This window comes from Vibrio sp. Vb1729 (genome assembly GCF_033338655.1).
GTDB lineage: Bacteria > Pseudomonadota > Gammaproteobacteria > Enterobacterales > Vibrionaceae > Vibrio > Vibrio alginolyticus.
In genome coordinates, this window is the sequence record NZ_JAWOTB010000050.1 from 96231 (window position 1) to 119612 (window position 23382).

Annotated in this window: 19 protein-coding genes; 9 read left to right on the forward strand and 10 right to left on the reverse strand. The window is 43.2% G+C overall.

Annotation, left to right across the window (positions count from 1 at the left end):
• Window positions 1-67 precede the first annotated feature (67 nt).
• Window positions 68-739 (reverse strand): type 1 glutamine amidotransferase domain-containing protein, encoded by a 672-nt coding sequence (locus R7E29_RS21870; protein ID WP_054576772.1) that lies wholly within the window; start codon window positions 737-739, stop codon window positions 68-70.
• Window positions 740-856: 117 nt separating this feature from the next.
• On the opposite strand from R7E29_RS21870, the gene R7E29_RS21875 reads away from it, so the two are divergent.
• Window positions 857-1741 carry a LysR family transcriptional regulator gene (locus R7E29_RS21875; RefSeq protein WP_042521059.1) on the forward strand — a complete coding sequence of 295 codons (885 nt, stop codon included), beginning with the start codon at window positions 857-859 and terminating at the stop codon, window positions 1739-1741.
• A gap of 59 nt (window positions 1742-1800) precedes the next feature.
• Here the strand turns inward: R7E29_RS21875 and R7E29_RS21880 are convergent, their stop codons facing one another.
• On the reverse strand, window positions 1801-3462 hold the full coding sequence (locus R7E29_RS21880) for an electron transfer flavoprotein-ubiquinone oxidoreductase (RefSeq protein ID WP_054576771.1): 1662 nt from the start codon (window positions 3460-3462) through the stop codon (window positions 1801-1803).
• A 137-nt stretch (window positions 3463-3599) separates the two neighbouring features.
• Between R7E29_RS21880 and R7E29_RS21885 the strand changes: the two genes are divergently transcribed.
• Window positions 3600-4565, forward strand: coding sequence for an electron transfer flavoprotein subunit alpha/FixB family protein (locus tag R7E29_RS21885; protein ID WP_017821214.1), 966 nt, complete (start codon window positions 3600-3602; stop codon window positions 4563-4565).
• 67 nt (window positions 4566-4632) lie between these two features.
• Here R7E29_RS21885 and R7E29_RS21890 read toward each other — a convergent pair whose 3' ends face one another.
• Genes R7E29_RS21890 through pdhA form a run of 3 tightly spaced genes read right to left on the reverse strand, consistent with a single transcriptional unit; the run spans window position 4633 to window position 7848 of the window.
• Entirely contained in the window at window positions 4633-5781 is a 1149-nt protein-coding gene (locus R7E29_RS21890) for a dihydrolipoamide acetyltransferase family protein (protein WP_053307766.1), read from the reverse strand.
• Complete coding sequence (locus R7E29_RS21895) at window positions 5778-6761, reverse strand: alpha-ketoacid dehydrogenase subunit beta (protein ID WP_213906676.1); 984 nt, start codon at window positions 6759-6761, stop codon at window positions 5778-5780. Before R7E29_RS21895 ends, R7E29_RS21890 begins: the two co-directional genes overlap by 4 nt.
• A complete protein-coding gene (gene pdhA / locus R7E29_RS21900) occupies window positions 6754-7848 on the reverse strand; it encodes a pyruvate dehydrogenase (acetyl-transferring) E1 component subunit alpha (RefSeq protein WP_025998586.1) in 1095 nt (364 codons plus the stop codon). The genes R7E29_RS21895 and pdhA overlap by 8 nt, the downstream gene beginning before the upstream one ends.
• Window positions 7849-7913: 65 nt before the next feature.
• Between pdhA and R7E29_RS21905 the strand changes: the two genes are divergently transcribed.
• From R7E29_RS21905 to R7E29_RS21915, 3 genes are all read left to right on the forward strand, one after another.
• Window positions 7914-8108, forward strand: coding sequence for a hypothetical protein (locus R7E29_RS21905; RefSeq protein ID WP_127891143.1), 195 nt, complete (start codon window positions 7914-7916; stop codon window positions 8106-8108).
• A 396-nt stretch (window positions 8109-8504) separates the two neighbouring features.
• Window positions 8505-8825, forward strand: a complete 321-nt coding sequence (locus tag R7E29_RS21910; RefSeq protein ID WP_053307765.1) for a DOPA 4,5-dioxygenase family protein — start codon at window positions 8505-8507, stop codon at window positions 8823-8825.
• A 326-nt stretch (window positions 8826-9151) separates the two neighbouring features.
• A complete protein-coding gene (locus R7E29_RS21915; RefSeq protein ID WP_053307764.1) occupies window positions 9152-9778 on the forward strand; it encodes a hypothetical protein in 627 nt (208 codons plus the stop codon).
• Between the two features lie 350 nt (window positions 9779-10128).
• Here R7E29_RS21915 and R7E29_RS21920 read toward each other — a convergent pair whose 3' ends face one another.
• From R7E29_RS21920 to R7E29_RS21935, 4 genes are all read right to left on the reverse strand, one after another.
• Window positions 10129-11910 carry a sodium:solute symporter family transporter gene (locus tag R7E29_RS21920; protein ID WP_031781211.1) on the reverse strand — a complete coding sequence of 594 codons (1782 nt, stop codon included), beginning with the start codon at window positions 11908-11910 and terminating at the stop codon, window positions 10129-10131.
• 686 nt (window positions 11911-12596) lie between these two features.
• Window positions 12597-13313, reverse strand: coding sequence for a 3'-5' exonuclease (locus R7E29_RS21925; protein ID WP_053307763.1), 717 nt, complete (start codon window positions 13311-13313; stop codon window positions 12597-12599).
• The gene (locus tag R7E29_RS21930) at window positions 13313-15175 is read right to left on the reverse strand and encodes a DUF294 nucleotidyltransferase-like domain-containing protein (protein ID WP_054576770.1); all 1863 of its coding nucleotides are present in this window, start codon (window positions 15173-15175) and stop codon (window positions 13313-13315) included. Before R7E29_RS21930 ends, R7E29_RS21925 begins: the two co-directional genes overlap by 1 nt.
• A 142-nt stretch (window positions 15176-15317) precedes the next feature.
• On the reverse strand, window positions 15318-16037 hold the full coding sequence (locus R7E29_RS21935) for a FadR/GntR family transcriptional regulator (RefSeq protein WP_005388529.1): 720 nt from the start codon (window positions 16035-16037) through the stop codon (window positions 15318-15320).
• Between the two features lie 560 nt (window positions 16038-16597).
• Between R7E29_RS21935 and R7E29_RS21940 the strand changes: the two genes are divergently transcribed.
• The 3 genes from R7E29_RS21940 to R7E29_RS21950 all read left to right on the forward strand — a co-directional run bounded on the left by R7E29_RS21940 (window position 16598) and on the right by R7E29_RS21950 (window position 20034).
• Complete coding sequence (locus tag R7E29_RS21940) at window positions 16598-17314, forward strand: FadR/GntR family transcriptional regulator (protein WP_017634231.1); 717 nt, start codon at window positions 16598-16600, stop codon at window positions 17312-17314.
• Window positions 17315-17503: 189 nt separating this feature from the next.
• The gene (locus tag R7E29_RS21945; protein WP_053308081.1) at window positions 17504-18793 is read left to right on the forward strand and encodes an MATE family efflux transporter; all 1290 of its coding nucleotides are present in this window, start codon (window positions 17504-17506) and stop codon (window positions 18791-18793) included.
• Between the two features lie 197 nt (window positions 18794-18990).
• Window positions 18991-20034 carry a polysaccharide lyase family 7 protein gene (locus R7E29_RS21950; protein WP_054574338.1) on the forward strand — a complete coding sequence of 348 codons (1044 nt, stop codon included), beginning with the start codon at window positions 18991-18993 and terminating at the stop codon, window positions 20032-20034.
• Between the two features lie 228 nt (window positions 20035-20262).
• On the opposite strand, the gene R7E29_RS21955 is transcribed toward R7E29_RS21950, so the two are convergent.
• The gene (locus tag R7E29_RS21955; protein ID WP_054576769.1) at window positions 20263-22008 is read right to left on the reverse strand and encodes a hypothetical protein; all 1746 of its coding nucleotides are present in this window, start codon (window positions 22006-22008) and stop codon (window positions 20263-20265) included.
• A 569-nt stretch (window positions 22009-22577) separates the two neighbouring features.
• Between R7E29_RS21955 and R7E29_RS21960 the strand changes: the two genes are divergently transcribed.
• A complete protein-coding gene (locus R7E29_RS21960) occupies window positions 22578-23351 on the forward strand; it encodes an oligogalacturonate-specific porin KdgM family protein (RefSeq protein WP_053307760.1) in 774 nt (257 codons plus the stop codon).
• The last annotated feature ends 31 nt before the right edge of the window (window positions 23352-23382 follow it).

The window sequence follows — 23382 nt, forward strand, 5'->3', positions numbered from 1 at the left end:
CTGTAGCAAGGGAAAGCATGACAAAGCACGCTTTCCTCTTCTAGGATGGTTGTAGTTTCCGGCGCGTTTAAGCTAGGTGTTCAACAATCGCTCTGCCTACGCCGTGTGCGCTCGTTGGGTTTTGACCTGTGATGACACGATCATCCACAATTACAAACTCTTGCCATGGTTGCACTTTAGAGTAGCGCGCTGCGCCACGAGCAAGAGACTCTTCCAATAGGAATGGGATGTCGTTGATGGTGCCGAAGTCGATCTCTTCTTCGCGAGTGAAACCTGTTACTGATTTAGACGCAAGCAGCTTTTCGCCATTGCTAAGCGTGATAGGGAGAAGAGCGCCTGGACCATGACAAACTGCTGCCACAATACCGCCATCTTCATAGTGTTTTGCAGAAATCTTGGCAAAATCTTCGTTGCTCGCTAGGTCTGAAAGAAGACCAAAGCCACCCGGATAGAAGATCGCATCGTAGTTGTCACCGTTGATTTGTGATACTGGAATCGTGTTGTTGATGCGGTTCTGGAAATCATCATCCGCTAAGATTTTCTCGTTGACTGCGTCGCCTTCGATGTCGGTTCCGTACAGTGGTGCTTGCCCGCCTTTGATAGAGGCAATGTCGTAATCGAAGCCTGCACCTAGTAGCTCGCTAAGCGCATGAGTGAGCTCTGGCGCGTAAGTTCCGTTTGCTTGGTCAGTTTCACCAAGGGTCGCATGGTTCGTCACAATGATGAGTACTTTTTTCATGATGGTTTCCTTTTTGGCTTACGTATATTTGTTGAACACCTTCATACTAATTGCTAAACAAATAAGTGATAATATGATTAATTGGCAAAACATTATTGCTATATAGCAAAGGTAAGTATGGACAGTTTTGAAGGCATCAATGAGTTTGTTACGGTTGCTGAGAGCTTAGGGTTTTCTGCAGCGGCAAAACAGTTAGGTTGCAGTACCAGTCACGTCAGTCGCCAAGTCACAAGACTAGAAGAGCGATTAGGTGTCGCTTTGTTAGCACGTTCGACAAGAATGGTGAGTCTAACGGAAGCGGGGCAAGCGTATTATCAACAGTGTAAAGAGTTGGTGATTGGGCTTCAGCAAGCCAATGAGCAACTCACCACGCAGCAAACTCAATTGAGTGGTACGTTACGTGTGAGTGCCGCTGGTGCGTTTTCTGAGAACCATGTAGCGCCTGCCTTGATGGCGTTTGCCAAGCAACATCCTAATCTCACGGTTGAAATTAACTTCAACACCAGCATGGTCAACTTTATTGAAGATGGTTTCGATTTTGCCATTCGTTACGGCAGGTTGAGTGATTCAGGCTTGGTTGCGAGAAAGCTGGTGGATCGTCCCATGGCAGCGGCAGCCAGTCAGCGTTATCTCGATGAACATGGTTTGCCAACGCACCCAGAGCAACTCAAGCGTCATAGCTGCATTATTGCCAATAAGGACGTTTGGTTGTTTGAAAAAGACGGCAAGCCTTTAGATGGCGTAAAAGTGCAGGGCAGATGGAAGAGCAATAACGCACACACGGTCTTGCAAGCCTGTGCAGAAGGATTAGGTGTGGCGTACTTACCGAAGAGCAGTTTCAACGATGCTATTTCGTCTGGTCGTTTGGTGCCAATACTAGAGCCGTATTGGGGAAGCGGCAACAGCAGCTGGATTGTTTATCAGAATCGTCACTTTCTACCACTACGAGCGCGATTGGCTATCGACTTCTTGCTTGATCATTTTGTCGATTGGCAGGAGTAATGAGGCTCTGCCAATCGGTTTGTTTATCCATTTGTTAGATCGTCAACATACTAACGTATCTACATGTTTTGATAGCTTGGTCCGCCGCCACCTTCTGGTGCTTTCCACGTGATGTTTTGCGAAGGATCTTTGATGTCACAGGTTTTGCAATGAACGCAGTTGGCGGCATTTATCTGAAACTTCAACTTATTGTCCACTTCCACCACTTCGTAAACCCCAGCGGGGCAATAGCGCTGACTCGGTTCGTCATACATACCTAAATTCACATCAATTGGAATGTGAGGGTAAGTCAGAACAAGGTGACAAGGTTGATTCTCTTCGTGCTGTGTTCCCGACAAAAATACCGACGAAGGCTTATCAAAACTGATTTCACCATCTGGTTTTGGGTATGCAATTGGGTGGCACTCTTGTTTAGGTTTTAACTGCTCATGATCGTGCGAATAGTCCTTGATAGACCAAGGTAACGGCTTCTTAACCAGTGGTTGCCACAGGTTGTGTTCAAAAGTCGAAAGAGCACCACCAAGTATGCTGCCAAACTTATGAATGTTCGCGCCAAAGTTACGCGTTTCGGCGAGTTCGTCATACAACCATGATGATTCAAACAACGACTGGTAGTCTGGCTCAGAAGCTCCAGTTTGTCGGGCCGTATGTACCGCTTCTGCTGCAATGATTCCGGACTTCATTGCTGTGTGGCTGCCTTTAATTTTTGCGACGTTCAAAGTCCCCGCATCACAACCAATCAATAAACCGCCAGGGAATTGCTGTCTCGGCAGAGAGGAAAGCCCACCTTTCGCAATGGCTCTTGCGCCGTAAGCGATGCGCTGAGCACCTTTCAAATGTGGTTCAATAGCAGGATGGTGCTTAAAGCGTTGAAATTCGTCAAACGGACTCAAGTAAGGATTGCTGTAATTCAAGTCGACAATAAGCCCGACGGCGATTTGGTTGTTCTCCATGTGATAGAGAAAACCGCCGCCTGTAGTATTTGTTTCACTCAAGGGCCAGCCAGCGGAGTGGATAACACTGCCAGATACATCCTTACTGTCAGTGGGTAACTCCCATATCTCTTTTAGGCCAAGCGCGTAGTGCTGTGGTTGCTTTCCTGCGTCTAGGTCGAACCTTTGAATAAGTTCTTTACCCAGATGTCCGCGACAACCTTCAGCAAAAAGGGTGTATTTTGCCCTTAGCTCGATACCTGGTTCAAAGTTAGGTTTGGCCTGGCCGTTCTTATCTAGTCCCATATCGCTCGTGTTAATGCCTGTCACGGCGCCAGTCTGATCATAATTGATGCTTGCAGCGGCAAAGCCCGGAAAAACTTCCACCCCAAGATTTTCTGCTTGGTTAGCGAGCCAACGGCAAAGGTTGGCAAGGCTAATTACGTAATTATTCTCGCCATTTATCATTGGACGCGGTGTAAGGAAGTGGGGAACGCGAATATGGTTTTGTTCAGTAGTAAGATAAAGGAAATTATCTCGTTGAACCGAGGCTGCTAGCGGGGCCTCCATTTCTTTCCAATTGGGGAAAAGCTCATCTAAGGCACTAGTTTCAAAAACAGCGCCAGATAAAATATGTGCGCCCACTTCTGAGCCTTTTTCTACAACGCAAATTGAAAGTGCGTCACCTTCACTGTCTTGGTTGAGTTGAGCTAGCCGACAAGCGGCGCTTAAGCCTGCAGGTCCGGCCCCCACGATCACGACATCAAACTCCATGCATTCTCGTTCCATCTTTATGCTTCCTTTCTATTATCGTCATCTGCGTGACAGGTTTTGGTTTCTATACAGAAAACTATAGCTCAGTTGACGTTAACGTGAAGTGGACTAAGCTCAAGTAATGGATCTGACGTGTTATATGAGGCATGACCATGGAAGACCGACCATTAGCAACACTTGTGCTCGCAGAGCATGACAACCAATCGTTGGCTGTAGGGACGCTGTGTGCAATTAAAGCGGCATTTGAGATTAAGGATGATGATAAATCGCTTCCTGTTTCTGTGTTGCTTATTGGATATCAGTGCCAATCAGTTTTGGATGAGTTGAATTGCGTTCAGGGTGTTGCAGAAATTATCTGGGTTGATGCGAAGGGATATGAACATGGATTAGCGGAAAATATCGCACCTTTGATCTCACAAGTAGCCAAAAACTACTCACACATTCTTTCTCCTGCCAGTACATTTGGTAAGAATGTGATGCCTCGTGTGGCGGCGTTGCTTAATGTTGGTCAACTTTCTGACGTGATGACAATCGAGTCTATCGATACGGTGATTCGTCCAATTTATGCTGGAAATGCATTGGCGAGAGTCACGTCGAATGATCCCTATAAAGTGATGACCATAAGAAGTACGGCTTTTGATGCCGCAGAGCTATCTGACACGCCAGTTGTCCCTAAGCTTACTCAAGTCGACACGGTGATTATCAATAAACTTAGTGAGTTTGTTTCGCAACAAACGCCAGAAAGTGAGCGACCAGAATTGCCAGCGGCTAGAGTAGTGGTGTCGGGTGGTCGTGCATTCGGGAGTAAAGAGAAGTTTGTTTTAGTAGAACAATTGGCTGACAAGCTAGGTGGAGCGGTAGGGGCGTCACGAGCGGCGGTCGATGCGGGCTATGTATCTAATGACCATCAAGTCGGGCAAACCGGCAAAATTGTTGCACCGGAGTTATACATTGCCGTCGGAATTTCTGGCGCGATCCAGCATTTGGCGGGAATGAAAGATTCCAAGGTGATTGTTGCAATTAATAGCGACCCTGATGCGCCTATTTTTGACATTGCAGATTATGGATTGGTCGACGATTTGTTTGTGGTAATGCCTGAGCTGTTAGAGAAGCTGTAGATATAGTCTTGCTTCCTAAAACAAAAGGCTTCCGGACTGGAAGCCTTTATCATTTGATTTTTATAAGTTACTTTTCGCTCGGACGTTGCAGGTGCTCTGCAAGTACTTTTGTAAACCTTGCAGCTTCACCACCAGTACAAGCGCGATGATCAAACGTTACGGATAGCGGCATTGCTTTCACCGAAATTGCTTGACCATTTCTTATCACAACTCGGTCGAGTATTCGGCCCGCGCCGACAATAGCGACTTGTGGCGGTGTGACGACAGGTGTCGCGTAAATACCGGCAATCGCGCCGAAGTTGGAAAGCGTAATCGTCGCGTGTTGCAATTGCTCACGACCGATTTTTCTCTCTCTGATCCCTTCAACGGTTTGATCGAGCCAACGACGAACATCTTGTGGCTCGTATTCATCTGCGTGGCGCAAGACTGGCACGTACAATCCATGACGGCTATCTACTGCAATTCCTACATTGACCGTTGTGTGTACACAGCGTGTCATGGTTTCGGCATCAAACCAAGCGTTTAAAGCGGGCTCTTCTTGACACGCATGAACAATCGCTTGAACAAGGCGGATACTGATATCTTCGTTTGGCAGCCAATCTTCCAACAATGCTTCTTCCGTAATGGTTACGGCGGCAACATGTTCGTGCGACTCGGTCATAGACGATACCATGGTACGTCGAGCGCCTTTCAAAACTTCGGTGCCTGGACGCTGTTTTCCGGCTTCGTCGTAAATATCGGCATCTACGATAAGTCCGTTCGGGCCACTACCTGACACGAGGTTAAGATCTACCCCAAGTTTTTGTGCCAACAAGCGAGCCGAAGGCAGGGCGGTAACGAGGTTACTTTCTGTCGTGTTGTGGTTGCCACCAATCCAGAAATCATCAACGTTAACATGATGCGCTTGGTGAGAAACGCTACCGACGACGGTTGCGGCGTCAGCAGTGGCTTTTTTCTCTTCCGTTACTTCTATCCCGGCACCTGTTTCATCAATCTCTAGCAGTAATGCACCAATATTGACGATTTCACCTTCCTCACCATGACGGCTGACCACACGGCCCGAATAGGGGGCAGGGACGTCTACCGTCGCTTTTGCTGTCTCTACGGTTAAGATCACTTGATCTAATTTAACCATGTCTCCGACATTAACGTGCCATTTGACAATTTCTGACTCAGCGAGACCTTCACCGAGATCGGGTAAATTAAACGTCTTCATTTCCAATCCTCCACGAGTTCGCGCGCCGCGGTCACAATGTCTTCTTCCTGAACCATGAAATAATCTTCGTTACGGTAATAAGGCATAATGGTGTCCATTCCAGTTACTCGTTTAGGTGGGGCTTTAAGTAAGCACATGGCGTGTTCAGCGGTTCGAGCTAATAGCTCAGAGCCCACACCACAAGTTTTACTCGCTTCATGAACAACGAGTAAACGTCCAGTTTTTTCTAGTGAGCTGAAAATCGTCGCGGTATCAATTGGCTTAATACTCGCCAAATCAATCACCTCGACTTCAATTCCCTGACTAGACAAGGTTTGCGCGGCCTGAAGTGACTCTACGATGCATGCGCCCCAAGTAACGAGCGTGATATCTCGCCCCTTACGTAAGGTGAAGCAGGTGTCGAGTGGGAGTGCTTCGCCGTTATCAACGACTTCAGATTTAACGGTGCGATATATGCGCTTCGGTTCGAAGAACATGACGGGATCATTGCTTCTAATTGCAGCGAGAAGTAAGCCGTATGCGCGTTGTGGAGAAGAAGGAATCACCACTTTAAATCCAGCAGTGTGAGCAAATAGCGCTTCCACGCTTTCTGAGTGGTGTTCCGGAGCGTGGATACCGCCGCCAAATGGCGCACGAAAAACCGCGGGACAAGTGAGCCGACCGCGAGTTCTGTTACGCATTCGAGCTGCGTGGCACATTAAGTGCTCCATCGCAGGAAAAACGAAACCTTGAAACTGAAATTCGGCGACAGGTCGTAATCCTTGCGTTGCCATACCGACCGCAACTCCGCCGATTAAGGCTTCAGCGAGTGGCGTATCGATGACTCGTTTAAGACCAAACTCTTGCTTGAGTCCAACAGTGGCACGAAATACACCACCATTATCGCCCACGTCTTCACCTAATACGACAACATTGGGGTCTTGTTGCATTTCGTGGTGCAGGGCAAGGTTTACTGCTTCAACCAACGTTAGCTCAGCCATGTCTGCCTCCCTGCATTCTCATTGCCTTGTTGATGAGTTCATCTCTTTGTGCATGAAGCTCTTGAGGTAGCGATTCATACAAATAATCGAAACCGGTTTCTGGTGCTTGTGGCGGTAAGCTCAGATAGCGTTCAACAGCTAACTCTACTTGCTCTTTACAGTAATCTAGCCATTGCTGTTCTTGTTCGTCGCTCCAAGCGCCTTGATTAAGGAGGTACGTTTTAAGACGTGCGATAGGTTCGTATTGCCATGCAGTTTGAACATCATCTTCTTTACGATAACGAGTCGCATCATCGGCCGTAGTGTGGTCACTCAGTCGGTAACTCACCGCTTCGATGAGTGTTGCACCTTTCCCTTTTCTTGCTCTCTCAAGGGCGGTTTTAGTTGCATCATAAACGGCGACGACATCGTTACCATCGACAGTAATACCCGGTATACCTGCACCTTGCGCTTTTTCTGATAAGAAATCGGCGGCACATTGGAGACTACGCGGAACTGAAATTGCCCACTGGTTATTGTTTACGACGAAAACAAGTGGAATATTCCAAGTACCTGCGCAGTTTATTGACTCAAGAAAGTCCCCTTTGGATGTACCACCATCGCCGCACATCACTAGCGCAGCTTCATGGTTACCTTGAATTTTTAGCGCGGAAGCCACCCCGACAGCATGCGTACATTGCGTCGCTATGGGTACACAGTAGGGAAGGTCTCGGCTAGGAACCGGACTGCCTTCAGGAGCAAAATCACTCCCGCGCTCATCGCCACCCCAGTATTGAAGGTTCTTTTCCATGCCAATGCCACGACACCACATCGCAGGCATATCGCGGTAGTAAGGAACAAACACATCATCGGCTTTAAGTGCTCTGCCGACCGCAATGCCTATGGCTTCCGCGCCTAAGTGTGAGGGATAGGTCCCTAGCTTACCGGTGCGTTGCAAGGCAACTGCTTTGTTGTCGTAAGTGCGAGTTAATACCATATCTCGGTAAAACCCGACCAATGTTTCAGTGTCAGCCCAGTTGGGTAGTTGGCCGACTAGGTCCCCACGATGGTCGATAAACCGATGCATGGGTAATGCCTGAACGTTCATCTCAAGCTCCTTTTGACGCTGCGGGTCTTTTGGACTGCAGCTGTTCATACAAAACCAGAGTTTGTATGGGTACTCAAACTCTGATATCAGCGCAAAGGCCATACCTAAGGTTGCGTGTGCTTTCGATAGCGGTAGGCATCTGTTCGTCCCTTAAACTATTTGTCGATAACATCGCTGCGACTATTTCACCGCAAGATACAGAGAAAGGCTTTTCTGTATCTAACCCTCTAACTAAATCGTGGTATAGCCAGATACAATAAGTGTAAACAAATTGTTAAATTATGCTTCATTTTGACTTTCGCTCAGTAGTAAAGTTTTGCTTACACCCTGATTTTGCAGAGTAATATGCTGCTATTTTGTTGGTGGTATTTTTAAACTCGAATTTAATTACTGGTTAATGAAACATATTTGCAACAAAATTTGGCTGTAAAATTTGACAAAGTGAGTCATTATTAATGAATCAACTCAAACAGTTGCTATATGATGAATTGCAAATTTTTGTTGTGCTCGAAGCCTCGACCTTATGAGAATGCATAACTTCTTCCCAACTGAGTGGAATCAAGGTAGGGTGACGGCATTACAAATGTATACCCTCGGCAGTCCTTGAGCTTATCCAAAGTAGGTGGTGCTCAAGCGGAAGTGATTATGGAGAAGTTATGTACCACGCTCATGTTTATTTTCCCCTAAGAGAACAAGATAAAGCGCAAGCCTTGAACGATATCATCCGTCAAGAGCGTCAAGATGTGCTGCGTGTGTTTCCATTAGTTGGAAGGTTAGTTGGCCCACACAAGATGCCGATGTTTGAAATTCACCTAGAATCATTGAGTGAAGAGTTCTTGGCGTGGCTTGATACGATTCGAGGCGATTTTTCTGTGCTTATTCACCCAGTAAGCGAAGAAGAGTTGCTCGATCACACAGAACGCGCGATTTGGTTGGGCAGAGAGATTGGTGTATTTGAAGAAAAGTTAGAGAAATAGTTGCTCCTCTCGCCCATGCATGACCGCTTTGAATCCTTCTCTTCTCATTGCGGTCGCAGCTTCTGCTTAACGCCTCATCTTCATTGATGGGTGCGGAATCCCTATCTTACGCTTTGCTGTAGCTATTTTTGTGCTAAACCTAAAAGTAGGCTTTCGAACTTCACGCACAAAGCGTGAAAATATCGCTGTTTAGCATGCCATTAAATGAATTTTGGTGGTAATAAAATATTAAGTCTTTGATAAATCAAATAGGTATAGCAGGGAAGTGCAGTTTACGACCCCAACGCCATTGGCAGTGGCGCCGATAATTTCTGAGGGGGAAGGGTATGTTTTCGATACTCTTGGTTATACTTGCACTCTATATATTTTGGCTGTTGTTTCGCAACGAGCCTGCGTTTGCCGGGCGTACCGCTCAAAAAAAACGTGACTGGGTTGGGCCTACCGCCAACAAAGAAGAATGGCGAGGGTTTTGTACAGACGTATTTCAGCCGTTCAGTTCTCAAACGACTTTCTACGCCATTGCTTATTTTGCCAATTACGTAGCAGCAGCGAACGCAATATCTTGGTCAACGATATACGAAGGCGATTATCCGGTCATCATAAGCCGATTTGGTAGCTACTTCATTTTAAGCACGCATGATGCACTGGTCGTAGCTGGGTTTATTGCGCTTGCTTTCTTTATCATTAATTGGCAACTTGCCATGCGCTGCTCTGGTATTCTTAGCCAGTATCTAGTGCGGATTCTTATTATTAATCAAAAGCGCTTTGTCGCGATTAGCTTGGTGTTTTGCAGCTACTTTTCGTACCTACTGACGCTTGGTATATTCTGGCTGTTCCATGATGGGTATTCAATCTGGCATGGATTAATGCTTAGCCCCGTGTTCCTGTTGTTAGCTTTATTGGTAGCGGTTGTTGTGCCATCTGCAAAAAGAGAAAATAGTGTACCTAAGTAATCCCGAGATGGTTTGTTCAGCGGGAATAGTTTGGCTTGTAGACTAGGTGGTGATGTAAAGGACTAGCGAGTCTAAATCACGAAGCGGTAACAAAGTATACGAGCCGAGATCTTTACTTCATCAGATATTTGGATGGCTTTGGGGCGTTTACTTAAGCAAGGTAGGCTGCACTTTTAACTCGATCAGATTATCACGTTCTGGTTTAGCCTTATCGAATGACAAAATAAAGCTGCAATTCGATAACCCTAGACAAGATGATATGTCTTCGTAAAAGGGTGAAGTGTTCGTACTGGGAACTTAGAATTAAAAAACGCGGCCAAAGAATAGCCGCGTTTATTAGAATAAGAGATTTAACTTTCTGTCACAGGTTCAGAGGCTTGTTCAGCGCTTGAATCCACAGCTTTTACAAGTAGTAGACCAACACCTCCGACGATGGCACCACATAGAATAAACACTAAGCGCCCCCATACTGGGTTAGGTAGCAGAGCCATAAACATGACACCTATACCTGCGACCGCGATAAGTTTACCCAGCATTTGACGTTGCTTGTTATCGAGTTTTCTCTGTGCCACTGATTCCGCTACAAGAGGCGTTGATAGGTTTTCAAAGAACTTATCGACATCTGCTTGGCGTTTGTCAGTTAGAGGCTTGTAGAATAGAGTCGACAACATGAAGAAGCCACCAGTTAGCGTCATGTGTCCGATTAGACCTATTGCTACTTTCACATCAGACCATTCTCGGCTAGTCAACTCCTCAAGGCCAAACGCCGATGACACCATATCAGCTGTGATAACAAACCCAACAAGGTAGGAAACGATGCCACCCACGACTAGAGTTCCCCAACCGGCCCAGTCTGGAGTTTTCTTGATAAAGAAGCCTAAAAACGCTGGAATTGTCATTGGGAACCCGATGAGCGCACCAACGTACATCATAGTGTCGAATAGACTCAGACCTTTTAGAGAGTTTATAAACTGCGCGATTAGAATAATTGCAACGCCAAATACCGCCGATGTTGCTTTAGAAACTGCGACTAGCTCTTTCTCTGATGCTTGGCCTTTACGAACGATCGGTTCATAAAAGTTCTTTACGAAAATACCTGAATTGCGGTTAAGACCAGAGTCCATAGAGGACATCGTAGCAGCAAACATTGCAGCGACCAGAAGTCCAACCATACCTGCTGGCATGTATTCTTGAACGAAGTATAGGTACGCGAAGTCGCCTGCTTTGTTACCAGCATCTGGATAAGCTGCCGCTAAATCAACACCTTGGCCTGCAATATACCAAGAAGGCATGAACCAAATGAAAACTCCACCCAACATCAATACACATGCTAGCAAAGCTGCTTTTTTTGCATTTTTAGAGTCTTTTGCAGCTAGGTAACGGTAAGAGTTCAACATATTGTTTGTAATAGAGAACTGCTTAACGAAGATAAAGAACGCCCAAATACTAAAGATGCTTAAGTAGTTCAGGTTGTTACCTGCAACAAAGCTGCCACTTTCTGCGACTGGGAAGTTAGAGATAATTTCAGTAACTCCACCACCTTGAACAATAGCAACGGCTGCACATGTGATCGTTACCGCCATGATGATGACCATTTGCATGAAATCGGAGGCGATAACCGCCCAAGAGCCGCCAGTTACCGACATCGCAAGTACAACTAAACCGGTAATCCAGATGGTTGCTGTCATATCAAAACCAAAAATACCTGAAGCTATAATAGCGAGGGCGTTAAGCCATACACCTGCAGAGACAACACTGTTTGGCATCGAAGACCAAGTAAATACTTGTTCGTTTGTTGTACCAAAACGCATACGAATGGCTTCTATGACAGTTACGACGCGTAACTGACGAAATTTCGGTGCAAAGTAAGCGAAGTTCATGAAGTAACCAAACGCGTTTGCAAGGAAAATAATAGCGACAGCAAAACCGTCATTGTAGGCTTTACCAGCGGCGCCAGTAAATGTCCAAGCAGAGAATTGAGTCATAAACGCCGTTGCTCCAACCATCCACCAAAGCATGTTGCCGCCACCTCGGAAGTAGTCGCTTGTAGTACTAGTAAAAGTTCTGAACATCCAACCTATTGCGATTAAGAATAGAAAATAGATGCCCACAATGAGAGTATTGAGTTCCATCTTTAGACCTTTGAAGTAGTTTATTGTCCTAAGTAATAGTAACGTTCGCTCCTCTTATTTGTAGTACAATAACTCAAAACCGTGACCAGTAAGGCGTAATAAACCCTTTAATTAATCATACAAGTGATCGGTGTCAGATATTGCTTTTCTCTGAAGCTGCTAAAAGTGTCGAGTTTAGGTATGGGTTCTATGAATATACTTATAAAGAATCTTAAGTCCTCTAATAAGAATGGACGCGGATTTATGCATATCTGGCAGAGGGATATAACATCGATTGATGTAGGATTGTTAAAAAAAAGCCCATGCAAGCCTGTACTGCATGGGCCAAACGGTACTAGTACCGCGAGCTGTCGGCTGAAGTTCGCAACAGCGGTTTTACATGATTACTAACCACTGCAGATGACGTTCGAGGGGACATCACCTGAATTCGGTTGTTTATGTAACGCTGCTAGATCTTCGACAATCATTGCGCACATGCAATGCTAAGCTCTCTAAAATGTAGTTATGATATGGAGCAACTAATCAGTTTACACTCGCTCTGATGTTGGCAAGTGACAATGGCTATTCGCTGCATTTTGCTAACGTCGCCTCCATTAATGATATTGTATTATTAATTAAGGTAAATGCTGATGATACCAAATTGTGACAGAGAACATGTTTAGCAAATAGGCCTGTGATCTGGATGATTACAGGCTAAGCCGGTAAAGGGGCCCGACTGTCGCTTTTGTCTGAGGTGCGATACGGGTTTGTTGAACTAATAGTAACTCTGCAGTTGCAATTGCATCTGCAAGTGCATTATGGCCGTTGTAAGCGGGTAACCCGTAACGTTCCCTTGTCGCTGCTAGAGTCACATCTGATTCATCGGAAGCATTGATAGCTCTTTGTAACCTTTTTTCTATTCGCAAGGTGTCTATCCAAATGAGCGGCAACTCTTTTATGTTGAAAACTCGCTGTAAATATTGATTAATAAAGCTAGTTTCGACTATACATCCGTGCGCAACAATAACTTTGTTTTCTGCTGCTTTAAAGAATGTCCGCATTGCTTCATGAATAGAGATTCCATCAGTCAGCATTTGTTGGGTAATATGGTTAACAACTATGGTTTCGGGCTTAATTTTTGAGTCGCTATGTACATAAAGGTGTTGACTTGTTGCTAAGTCAATATGGCTTTGTCGAATCTCTACCCAGCCCATGGAAAGAATGACTTCTTCCTCACTGTCTAAGCCAGTTGTTTCAAGATCAAGAACGATGAACTCAGTGTCAAAAGCTCGTTGATTTATGTCCAGATTTGGCGAGCGAAGCAGCTTTTTAAGATAAAGAGGGATGTGCTTCTTTTTAGAGTGCTTTTGTCTCTGACGATTTTTTCGTGTCAATGGATGAAAGTACTCAAGTAAGCGCTTCATTATCGGCTCCCAAAACGGAGTTTGGCGACTTCTTGTAGATCTGCAATGATGCGGAACGCGTCTTTTAAATGTTGACGTTCAAAACTACCGAACGTATTGGGGTCAATGTGGTTATTTGGCTCATCTCCACTTTTTAGTGCTTCTAATTGATGGGCAAATCGAAACGACAAGATGAATTGATATGCGTTTATTATATTTTTGTACGCGTCATGGCTAAGCAGCCCTTTTTCGTTGGCTGCTTTAAAACGCTCATCAGTTGCAGTGAGGTCACATTCAACTGCAAAACCATAAATCCTTGCAAGATCAATGATTAGATTAATCGCGTATTTTTTTACGTCGAGCGTTTTCTTGTTCTCTCCCGATTTTTGTAACACTAGGCTATTGAATATTCCTAGCGGTGGGTTTGTTTTCACCGCATCGTTAACTAACATCGTAAGGAATTCTCTATTAGCGTTGATGTTAGAGTGAAGCTCATCGCGAAGTATCTGTTCAAAGTCTTTGTTTCCATAAACGGTTCGGATTTCTAAAAAGACACTGATATTGAGGAGGCGCTCGTATTCAGGATTTGCCACCCATTTCTTATAGTACTTTTTCCAAACAGAGAGAGGCTGGCACCATTTAGGGGTCGCTGCCATAAATTTCCCTGGACACAATGGATAGTTACATTTATTCAGACCATTACTTACTATCATTGCTAAATGTTTGAAGTAGATACGGTCGTTATCTGTTGCAGAATCATCTAATACGATGGCGCTATCTTGATCTGACAGCATATGTACTTCTTGGCGAGCATGAGAGCCTGCCACAATCCAAGAGAAGTCACAGGGAGGTGTTCCCAACTTATCAATGGCTATTTGTATTAACCTACGAGTGTACGCATCCATAATCATGGTCATCACTTTACCAATGATTTCTGGTGAAACCCGTCCTTCGACTAATGCTTCAAAAATAGCTTGGCGCTCAGACGTAAAACTAGACAAAGCTTTGACACTGCCAGCATATTTGATCTTTTCAATTAAAAATATAGCTTGGACTCGATGGTTTTGAACCAAGTGCGTTGTTGTCAAAACGCCAACGACGTTATTGTCTTTGACTAGGGGTAAATTTCTTATGTTGTGCTGCATCATAATGGAGGCTGCGTGCAGAACTAAATCGTCAGGATGAATTGTTTTAGGATCAGGCGACATGACTTCGACGACTGGTGTTGAGATGCTTAATCCTTTGGCGATGACTCGCTTTGTCATATCTCGGTCGGTAATCAGTCCAACTATTTTATTATCACGATAAACGACAGCGCAGGGAGAGCACTTATCGATCATCTCGTTGGCGACTGACTGAATGGATTGCTCAGCGGTTACAATTGCAACTCGACCACTAGCAACTTCCTCTACACGCCGAATAAACAACCCTTTTTCTTTGTTAGACCACACGACATCTAATGCTGACTTTAGCCGTACCTGAGCTTGTGATGCAAAATGTTCAGCACATTCAGGATGAGAAGTGCACAACTTTTTCAGCGCAGCATTTGGAATTACATAAACTAATGAATTTTCGATTGCAATTGCTTTGTATTCTTTTCCGCTTTCGACTTCGTTACCAAGAAAAGTGAAGCCAAACAAATCTTCCGGACCAAGTTTAGCTCTCAATATGCCATCAGATTTACGCTGTTCGATAGAGCCAGTTCTAACAATATAAAGTGACTTTTCGTTCTTAGAAGAATACTGATCAACAACATCCCCCTTGCTTAAATAAGTGATCTTAACAGATGAAGCAAGCTCGCGAAGTGCACCTTTAGGTACCTTGTCAAACGGATCAATCTGGCTGATAAACTGTATGATATTTGGCAGTAGCGAGTCGGTCATAACACAACATTCTCAAAATACATTTGTATTACTATATATCAAAATATTGATGGTGTGCCATAAAGAATTGGAGGAAACGAAATTAAAAAAGCACGCGAGATGCGTGCTTTTGCCTAGTTATTAGATCGCCCAAGCTCTAAGCTTAACTGGCTTCGGGTAAGCGATGTTTTGACTCCAACAAGTGGTTAGCCGAAGCTTGACGTGCTTTTTCAGCATTGCCTGCCATTATTGCTTCATAAATCTCACGATGTTCTTCGATGCACGTATTGCCTTCCTCAGATGAGTGAGCAATAAAGTTAATGAACATTGTAGTCAGAACATGCCCAAACGGTAAGAAAAAGTCGTTTCCGGTTGAGTTAAAAATAATGCTATGGAAACGAATATCTACATCCATCCAGCGCGCTTTGTCCAGTTCGTCTGCTTTAGCGACTTCCAACATATCTTGGAATGCTTCTGATAGCTGAATTCGCTGTTCCGCAGTGGCATTTTTCGCTGCGAGTGCACAAGCTTCAGGCTCTATCGCGCGTCGTAACCCCAAAAATTGATGACAGAACTGATCTATCTCTGTTAGACCGTCCATCCATTCAATTAATTGTGGGTCTAAAAAGTTCCAGTACGCTCGGTTGATGACTCGAGTACCAACTTTTGGACGTGACTCGAGTAAACCTTTTGATGTTAAAAGTTTTACGGCTTCACGCAAAGCTGTGCGACTGATACCAAACTGTTCACACAGGGACATTTCTCCTGGAAGAATGGACCCTTGAGGGATCTTGCCTGACAAAATGCTACGAGCAATTTCGCGAGCTACTTGTACATGTAAGCTGCGCTTGGAACCGGAGATAGAATGAAATTCACCAGACATAAAATCACTTATCGTTAAAATTGTATTATTTAAGCTTGGACTATATCATCCAAAGTGTAGCTCACCAAGAAGATGTTTACGTAATAACAGTTGTCTTCACAAATCCATTTTGAATCTCCGACTGCTTTATGAAGCCTTCATGATTATGATACTTAGCGTATAACAGATGAGGCCACCGATTCTTACATCATTCCTTATTTATCTGTTAGCTCAATATGTTAGTTAACTCTAGTCGCGCCTACTTATTGTACTCACTGATTTTCAATACACAGCACACAATTTGAATAGAAGGTCAGGTTTCTTGTTAAATAAAGTGATATTGTATTATTATATACTAACGATCGGTGTGCATGATGTTACTACTCGACCATTCAATATTGAGTTTGGCCAATATACCTCGCGAGTAAAAATCATATTCATAAGATCGTTAGATTTTAGACGCTAAATAACAGTGCTTTACATTTACACAGAAAGTCTCCGCCTTCAAAGCGTGTTTCATTTGGCCTTTTCTAATTATTAGCTAAACAAGTCGTTTAGGCTGCTGGCAATGAGGAATATAGATGGCAGAGTTTTCACTTCTCGGGAATTCAAATCACAAGATACATGTACAAGTAGCAAGACAGATTTCTCGCAAAATATTGTCAGGAGAATTAAGTCAAAATGAGAAGCTCCCGAGTGAAATAGAACTGTGTAAGTTGTTTGGTGTTAGTCGGACAGCACTACGAGAGTCGACGAAGTTGCTGTCTGCTAAAGGCTTAATTATCTCTAAACCAAAAGTTGGAACTACGGTACTACCAAGAAACTATTGGCATTTTCTTGATCCTCAACTCTTAGAGTGGATCCAAGATTTAGAAGATACTAAGCCGTTTCTATCTCAGTTTTTAGGATTGCGTAAAGCCATAGAACCAGAGGCGTGTGCGCTGGCAGCCCAAAATGCCAATGCTGAGCAAAGAAAGCTGTTGTCAATTGTATTTCAAAGAATGACGATGGCAGCACGATGTCACGATTATGATGAGTGGATTGCTAACGATCATTTGTTTCATCAAACGATATTCCTTTGTACCGATAATCAATTCTACGTTCCCTTCAGCAATATACTTTCGACCATATTTAAGGTGTTTATTGACAAGTCAGTTGAAGGAGGGAGGTTCTGCCTTAATGAGCACCGTGCAATTTATGATGCAATTATGGTCGGAAACTCATTTCAAGCTCGTTTAGCCTCTCAAACGCTGTTAAATGATGAGAATCAGAGGCTTTCCGACGCCGTGAATAGTTAAGAGCTTGCGTACACCTTTATTGACTAAAAAGATTTTTCTGTCGTTTCTTTTTGTCATGAACTTTGCCTAATGACCGAGCTCTTTAGTTTAAACGTTTAACCTCATTACAAAGGTTTACTAATGTTTTCCCAACCATATATAAAGAAAAATTTATCTCTTGCTTGGCCGCTTGCTCTTAATGCTTTGTTGATGCAATCAATGCTTATGATTGATACGCTGCTTGTTACTCCATTAGGTGAAGTTTCACTTGCTGCTATGGGGATTGCTACAACAATAGTTTCTTTCGTTTTAGGCATCCAAATGGCTCTAGCAAATGGGTCTCAATTGGTACTTAGCCGTGCCGTAGGCTCTGGTCATTATCTATCGTTAAATAAAGGTTTCTGGGCAGCTTTAGTTATCAACGTTCTAGTCGCATCCTTATTCTGGCTGTTGATTACTGTCTTTGATGAAGCGTTAATCAGTAAGTTGACGGATAACGTTGATCTCTATGCGGAGACAAAATGCTACCTTGCAATTGCTAAGTTCATCGTCATATTCAATGCCATTACTCAGGTTATGATTGCGGTGTTCAATGCGCTTGGACGGACCAAAGTTCCATTTAAAGGCTATTTGATTGAATTGCCAGTCAACGTGGCGATGTCTTATGTTCTGATTCACGGCCTGACTAATTTTGAAGGTATTGGCGTTCAAGGCGCCGCGGCGGGTAGTTTGGTTGCTATTAGTATTCGGCTGTTATATTTAACCATGTGCATTAAGCTTGATGATTCTATCATCTTGTCTATTAAGAAGCTTGATGCGTCATTGAAAAGCAATATATATAAGCATTTTAAAGAGATTTTCCCCGTCGCGGCGAACGTCACAATGTTACAAACTGGCGCAACGATATACATGTTGCTGTACTCGCAACTGACCTTAAATGCTTATGTCGCTATGACTATCGTGATGCCTTGGATCAAAGCTGGTACTCAGTTCATTACTGCTTGGGCGCATTCATCGGCAATCACGATTAGCCAAGCAATTGGATCAAGAAAAATGGATGAGCTGCGTAACAATGTCGATATTAGTATTGATATGGCCGTGATGATCTCGTTCGTTTCAGCATTTTTCTTTTTTGCACTTAGTTTCGTTCTTCCTGATTTGTATCCCGACTTAGACCCGAGTACTTACAAAGCGTTATCCGCGATTGCTCCACTTTACATACTGCTACCGATAGTACGTGGCTATAACACCGTTCATGGTCATATTTTGAGAGCGTTAGGTAAAACAACGGAGGTGTTTAAGATTAACTTTACCGGTCAGTGGGTAATCTCAATACCGTTATGTGCTTTGATGATTTTATACTTGGACCTTTCAGTGTTTTGGGTGTTTGCAATCATGCCGTTTGAAGAAATTGTTAAGGCATGGCCATTTAGGCATTTAGCACGTAAGTCTCTGAAAGATTTCGATATTAATAAGGCAGACAAGCTAATGTACGATTGATCCTATGACTTTCGGATTAGGTCGAAAAGATTCGTAGATGCTATGGACTAAAGAGGAGTATGTATAGCTTATCATTTTGGGGTTTATCGAGTTTATAAATTGTGATCAATAGAGCACATCATAACTTCTTTCCTCGAATCATTCCTTTGCAAACCTTATTATATGTATGACAATATTACATATAATAAGGTTTGAACATGAAACTCAATCTACTCGTAGCCGCAATGGCTGTTACCTTACCAACTCTTGTTATCGCTTCTGATTTAAATAATGGCGTTGATTATCCAGTCCCTGCCGATAAATTTGATATGCGAAACTGGAAGATCACTATTCCTTCCGATATCAATGAAGACGGAAAAGTGGACGAAATCGAGGGTGTGGCGATGCTGAGTTATTCACACAAAGACTTCTTCTTCTTGAACGAAGAAGGCAACTTGGTGTTTGAAGTGCAGAATAAAGCGGTAACGACAAAAAACTCGAAGAATGCTCGCTCTGAACTACGTGAAATGCCTCGTGGCGCTGACTTTTCTATTCAAACCGATGATTTAGCAAACCATTGGGCTTTATCGAGCCACCCTCAGGCTGCTAAACACAGTCGCGTAGGTGGAACGTTGGAAGCGACCTTGAAAGTGAACCATGTTTCTGAACACGCCAAATTTCCAGAAAAAGGGCCTGCTCATTCTGTTGTTGTCGGTCAAATCCACGCGAAAAAAATTGATGCAAGAATAAAAGAGGGTAAAGGTTATGGACATGGAAATGAACCCATTAAAATCTTCTATAAAAAATTCCCAGAACACAAAATGGGCTCTGTATTTTGGAACTACGAGCGTAACCTAGCGAAGGAAGATCCAAATCGTATTGATATTGCATATCCAGTATGGGGAAATACTTGGGATAACCTTGAAGAACCAGGCCAAGCAGGTATCGCTCTTGGTGAAGAGTTCAGCTACAAGATAGAAGTTCAAGGAACTATGATGAACTTGACGTTTGAAACAGAACGCCACGAGACAGTAAATTATTCCATAGATCTCAGTAAGGGGATTGATAGTAAGGACTTTGAGCATGGCTACGCAGAAGACATGTTCTATTTTAAAGCAGGAGCTTATGGTCAATGTAGCGTCAGTGAGTCTCACCCTGTGTGGGGTACAGGATGTGCGGGCACCGGTGATTTTTCAGTCGACAAGAAAAACGGTGACTATAATAGCGTGACATTTTCTAAGCTCAAGCTAAATCAAAATTGAAACTAATAGAAAACTAAGAGCTACTCGATTTCTACTTAAGCCTCATCGATTTGATGAGGCTTTTGTTTTCAGTGGAATTCTTTAAAAGGTAAGAAACAAGATAGAGCAAGCAATCACTGGGACTGGCTTGAATTTAGAGTATTGTGTTGAATTTTGTCCTTCTGAAGAGGTAAAAAAATAAAGCCAGGCTCGAAAGCCTGGCCTAGTATCAAGTGCTACAAAATAACACTAGAGTTGCTTTGAATCGATGTTATCGAAATATGCTTTTGTTGAAGCACCACTTGTGTCCCCTACATAAATAGTCAGTTGTGATGGTGTATTCGTTGCGTCTAAGCCTGTTTCGGACTGACTTGGTGCATCAACCGTTTTTCCATTAATAGAAACGTTAATCTCATCACCATCCCAAGCTAGGGACATTGAGTTCCAAGCGTCAGTCGTAATAGTGCCTATTTCTACGTCATCTGATCCTGCTTCGGCTTCAACTTTACCACTACCCGAAATTCTCAATTCGTAGTAACGATCTGAGTTGTTTTTACCTGAGCCCACATTAATGTATGTAGTTTTTTCGTTGTCTGACGGAATGTAAACATCGAATGACACGCTACCGTTTGATGTTGCTCCGTTTGAAAACTCGCGCGTAACGTATGGTTTGTTGGTCGTATCTGTGTCGGATATTAGCAGAGAGTTAGTGCCGCTCTTTGATACGTCATCACTTACTACAGCCACGGAGGTCAAGGTGGAGGAGTCATCAGCAACCGTATTGTATTCTTTCCAACTAGAGTTTGCTGAACTGATATTTGTTCCTACTGGGTATGAGTCAAAGTTTTCACTCACGTCTTCTGACGGTTTATCAGGATTAGAACTTCCGTCTGAAATGACAACCGCTTCGCTTGATGCACTGTTGTAAATTGTCGCAAGGTCTAAGCCTGGAATGTAGTTGTCAAAATCCTCTTCTAGAACCAACACTTCAGAGCCCGAATCACTAGAGTAAATCTTCAAGTTGTCTGCATTTAATTCAAAGTTTGTAGTGTTGCCATTATCACCTAGTCTCAGTGATACATAAGTTACAGCGGTGCCATCAGCGACAGGTAACATTTCACCTATTTGTTTACCGTTAACCGAAAAAGAGAAGAAGTTTTCTATCCAACTGACTTCTATCGCGAGGTTTTCACCTAACTCAAACGTGTCGCCTGTTTCCGTCAAGTTTCCACTTGCATCGCGGTATTTGATTTTGCCGTTTTCAAATGCCACTTCGCCATGCAAGTTGGAATTCGAGGTTTTTGCTGCATAAAATGAGATGTAAGCATTGTCACCAGAACCGTCGGCTTCCTGTTCTGTTTCTTCATGATGCTGGTAAGTTAGATCTACAGTTAGTCGGCCTGTTGAAATTTCTGAAACACTCGTTGAATCAGACAGCTTGATTCGTAACTCACCGGTGTCTTCTTCTGTTCCACCTTTATTGGTATCCAAAATTTGTACGACGTTGTTATCGCCAGCGTCATTATTTGCCGCTGCAACTGCATCTTTCACCGCATCGTTTTCTGATTCATCGTTACCGGTGAACTTTCCGTCATTTGTTCCTGAGATGGTTAACATGCCGTTTGAAACTTCATAAGTCCCTGTTAACTCGGTAGGGTTACCTAGATCGCTCTCGTCATAAAGGTTGAATGTAAGCGTCTCTGTATCTTTATCTTCGGTATAAGTTGAAGTGTAGATTGTGTAAGTACCGAAGTTATCATCATCGTTATAATACTTTTGCGTACCGTCTTCAAAGACATAGACGTTTGGCAGGTCGTGCTCATCATCGGATTTCGCCACAGTGGCTGGTGTTGAAATATCCCACATACCTTGGCTCAACTCAGACTCAGTTTCTGTTGGTGGGGGAGCTGATGGTGCATCCCTTAAATCAGTGTTACATCCGGTTAACAAACCTGTGGAAATAGCAATTGCTGCTGCAATTTTTGTTACTTGCATGGTAGGTACTCACTTCTATGTGTTTTTATTTATGTAATATTGTTAGACAAATAATTTCTGTCATCTAGATGGTTTTATCAATAGAATGATCCGACTCACACTAGATACAATGATCGCTCACTGAAGTGATGAATAAGTCACACAAAATAGTTGAATATCAACATCAATAAGAGCTGAACCTTTATGAGGTTGAGGGCTTTCTTTATAGAGAAACAGCAAAAACTAAAGGTGATTTAGGAAAGAAATTTGATTTTACATCAAGATTTTTTATTTTAAGTCATTGAATTTATTGTTGTTTATATTTTTTAATCTTCTTCTTTATCATATGAAACGAGTTAAAACATTTCTCTGTAAGTGATGTCTACAAAGGTCGTTTTAGAATCAGACATAGCTAACACTTTTGAATATATAATAATACAAATTGTCAGTTGAGGGGCACTTACATGATTAATATCACAGAACTCTCATGATTAATTAACTAGTATTTGTCATACATTAATTCAATAGTGTTGAATCAAATCCAGGGATTTAAGTGGTATCCCAAAAAATATATACAGAGAGATATAATCATGAAAGCAGTTACAACAATGTCCCTATTCGTTGCTTCCACATTAATGACGGGAGCGGTTTCCGCAGCAACTTTAGACTATCGCGCAGAATATAAGCATGAGAGTGAAACTTATGCCCAACGTATCAAAATTAGTGGTAGTTCTAAAATTAACGATCAGACCAAACTGAACTTTGGTGTTGAACAAAAATTCCATAGTTACGACAACTCGCATTTTTGGGATCAACTCGTTGCTGGTGATTCTGAGTTTGATTGGGGAGTTCGCTACCAAATAAATAAACAATGGTTTATCCAACCAGGGATGCCTATTACTTTTGGCGATGATGACGAAAAAACCACTTATAAACCACAAGTTCGTGTTGGTTACAAATCCTCTTTTGGCTTAAGTACCGCTTTACGTTACCGACACGAATTTCAAGTTTATTCAGATGGTGCAGGTAACAAAACACTAACGGATGGTACTTCGGTAAGCGTTGCTGGGAAAACAGTTGAACAAGGTAAGTGGACACTGACAGGCTCTTACGATATGCGTCAGTTTGATAACGAGTACCTTGATAACGTCAAGCTGAGCTATGAGATCAACTACAACAAAAACTATGACGAAGTGCGTTTATCTGATTGGAAAGATTCTGAGTGGGATGCTGGCTTAATTGTTGGTTACCAAATGGGAGATTTCCGTCCTTACTTTGAATTGTGGAATGTCAAAGGTAAGGATGGTTCAACCACGGATGACCGCCAATTGAGAACACGCCTTGGTCTTAAATACAGCTTTTAACCCGAGTGTTATTGCCTAATTGTTGTTACAG

Coding starts and splice junctions, on each gene's coding strand:
- pdhA (WP_025998586.1), bottom strand. CDS start 7,848: ATGAACGTTCAGGCATTACCCATGCATCGGTTTATCGACCATCGTGGG.
- R7E29_RS21885 (WP_017821214.1), top strand. CDS start 3,600: ATGGAAGACCGACCATTAGCAACACTTGTGCTCGCAGAGCATGACAAC.
- R7E29_RS21940 (WP_017634231.1), top strand. CDS start 16,598: ATGGCAGAGTTTTCACTTCTCGGGAATTCAAATCACAAGATACATGTA.
- R7E29_RS21960 (WP_053307760.1), top strand. CDS start 22,578: ATGAAAGCAGTTACAACAATGTCCCTATTCGTTGCTTCCACATTAATG.
- R7E29_RS21955 (WP_054576769.1), bottom strand. CDS start 22,008: ATGCAAGTAACAAAAATTGCAGCAGCAATTGCTATTTCCACAGGTTTG.
- R7E29_RS21935 (WP_005388529.1), bottom strand. CDS start 16,037: ATGTCTGGTGAATTTCATTCTATCTCCGGTTCCAAGCGCAGCTTACAT.
- R7E29_RS21895 (WP_213906676.1), bottom strand. CDS start 6,761: ATGGCTGAGCTAACGTTGGTTGAAGCAGTAAACCTTGCCCTGCACCAC.
- R7E29_RS21910 (WP_053307765.1), top strand. CDS start 8,505: ATGTACCACGCTCATGTTTATTTTCCCCTAAGAGAACAAGATAAAGCG.
- R7E29_RS21930 (WP_054576770.1), bottom strand. CDS start 15,175: ATGACCGACTCGCTACTGCCAAATATCATACAGTTTATCAGCCAGATT.
- R7E29_RS21875 (WP_042521059.1), top strand. CDS start 857: ATGGACAGTTTTGAAGGCATCAATGAGTTTGTTACGGTTGCTGAGAGC.
- R7E29_RS21915 (WP_053307764.1), top strand. CDS start 9,152: ATGTTTTCGATACTCTTGGTTATACTTGCACTCTATATATTTTGGCTG.
- R7E29_RS21920 (WP_031781211.1), bottom strand. CDS start 11,910: ATGGAACTCAATACTCTCATTGTGGGCATCTATTTTCTATTCTTAATC.
- R7E29_RS21950 (WP_054574338.1), top strand. CDS start 18,991: ATGAAACTCAATCTACTCGTAGCCGCAATGGCTGTTACCTTACCAACT.
- R7E29_RS21905 (WP_127891143.1), top strand. CDS start 7,914: ATGGGTACTCAAACTCTGATATCAGCGCAAAGGCCATACCTAAGGTTG.
- R7E29_RS21870 (WP_054576772.1), bottom strand. CDS start 739: ATGAAAAAAGTACTCATCATTGTGACGAACCATGCGACCCTTGGTGAA.
- R7E29_RS21945 (WP_053308081.1), top strand. CDS start 17,504: ATGCAATCAATGCTTATGATTGATACGCTGCTTGTTACTCCATTAGGT.
- R7E29_RS21890 (WP_053307766.1), bottom strand. CDS start 5,781: ATGAAGACGTTTAATTTACCCGATCTCGGTGAAGGTCTCGCTGAGTCA.
- R7E29_RS21925 (WP_053307763.1), bottom strand. CDS start 13,313: ATGAAGCGCTTACTTGAGTACTTTCATCCATTGACACGAAAAAATCGT.
- R7E29_RS21880 (WP_054576771.1), bottom strand. CDS start 3,462: ATGGAACGAGAATGCATGGAGTTTGATGTCGTGATCGTGGGGGCCGGA.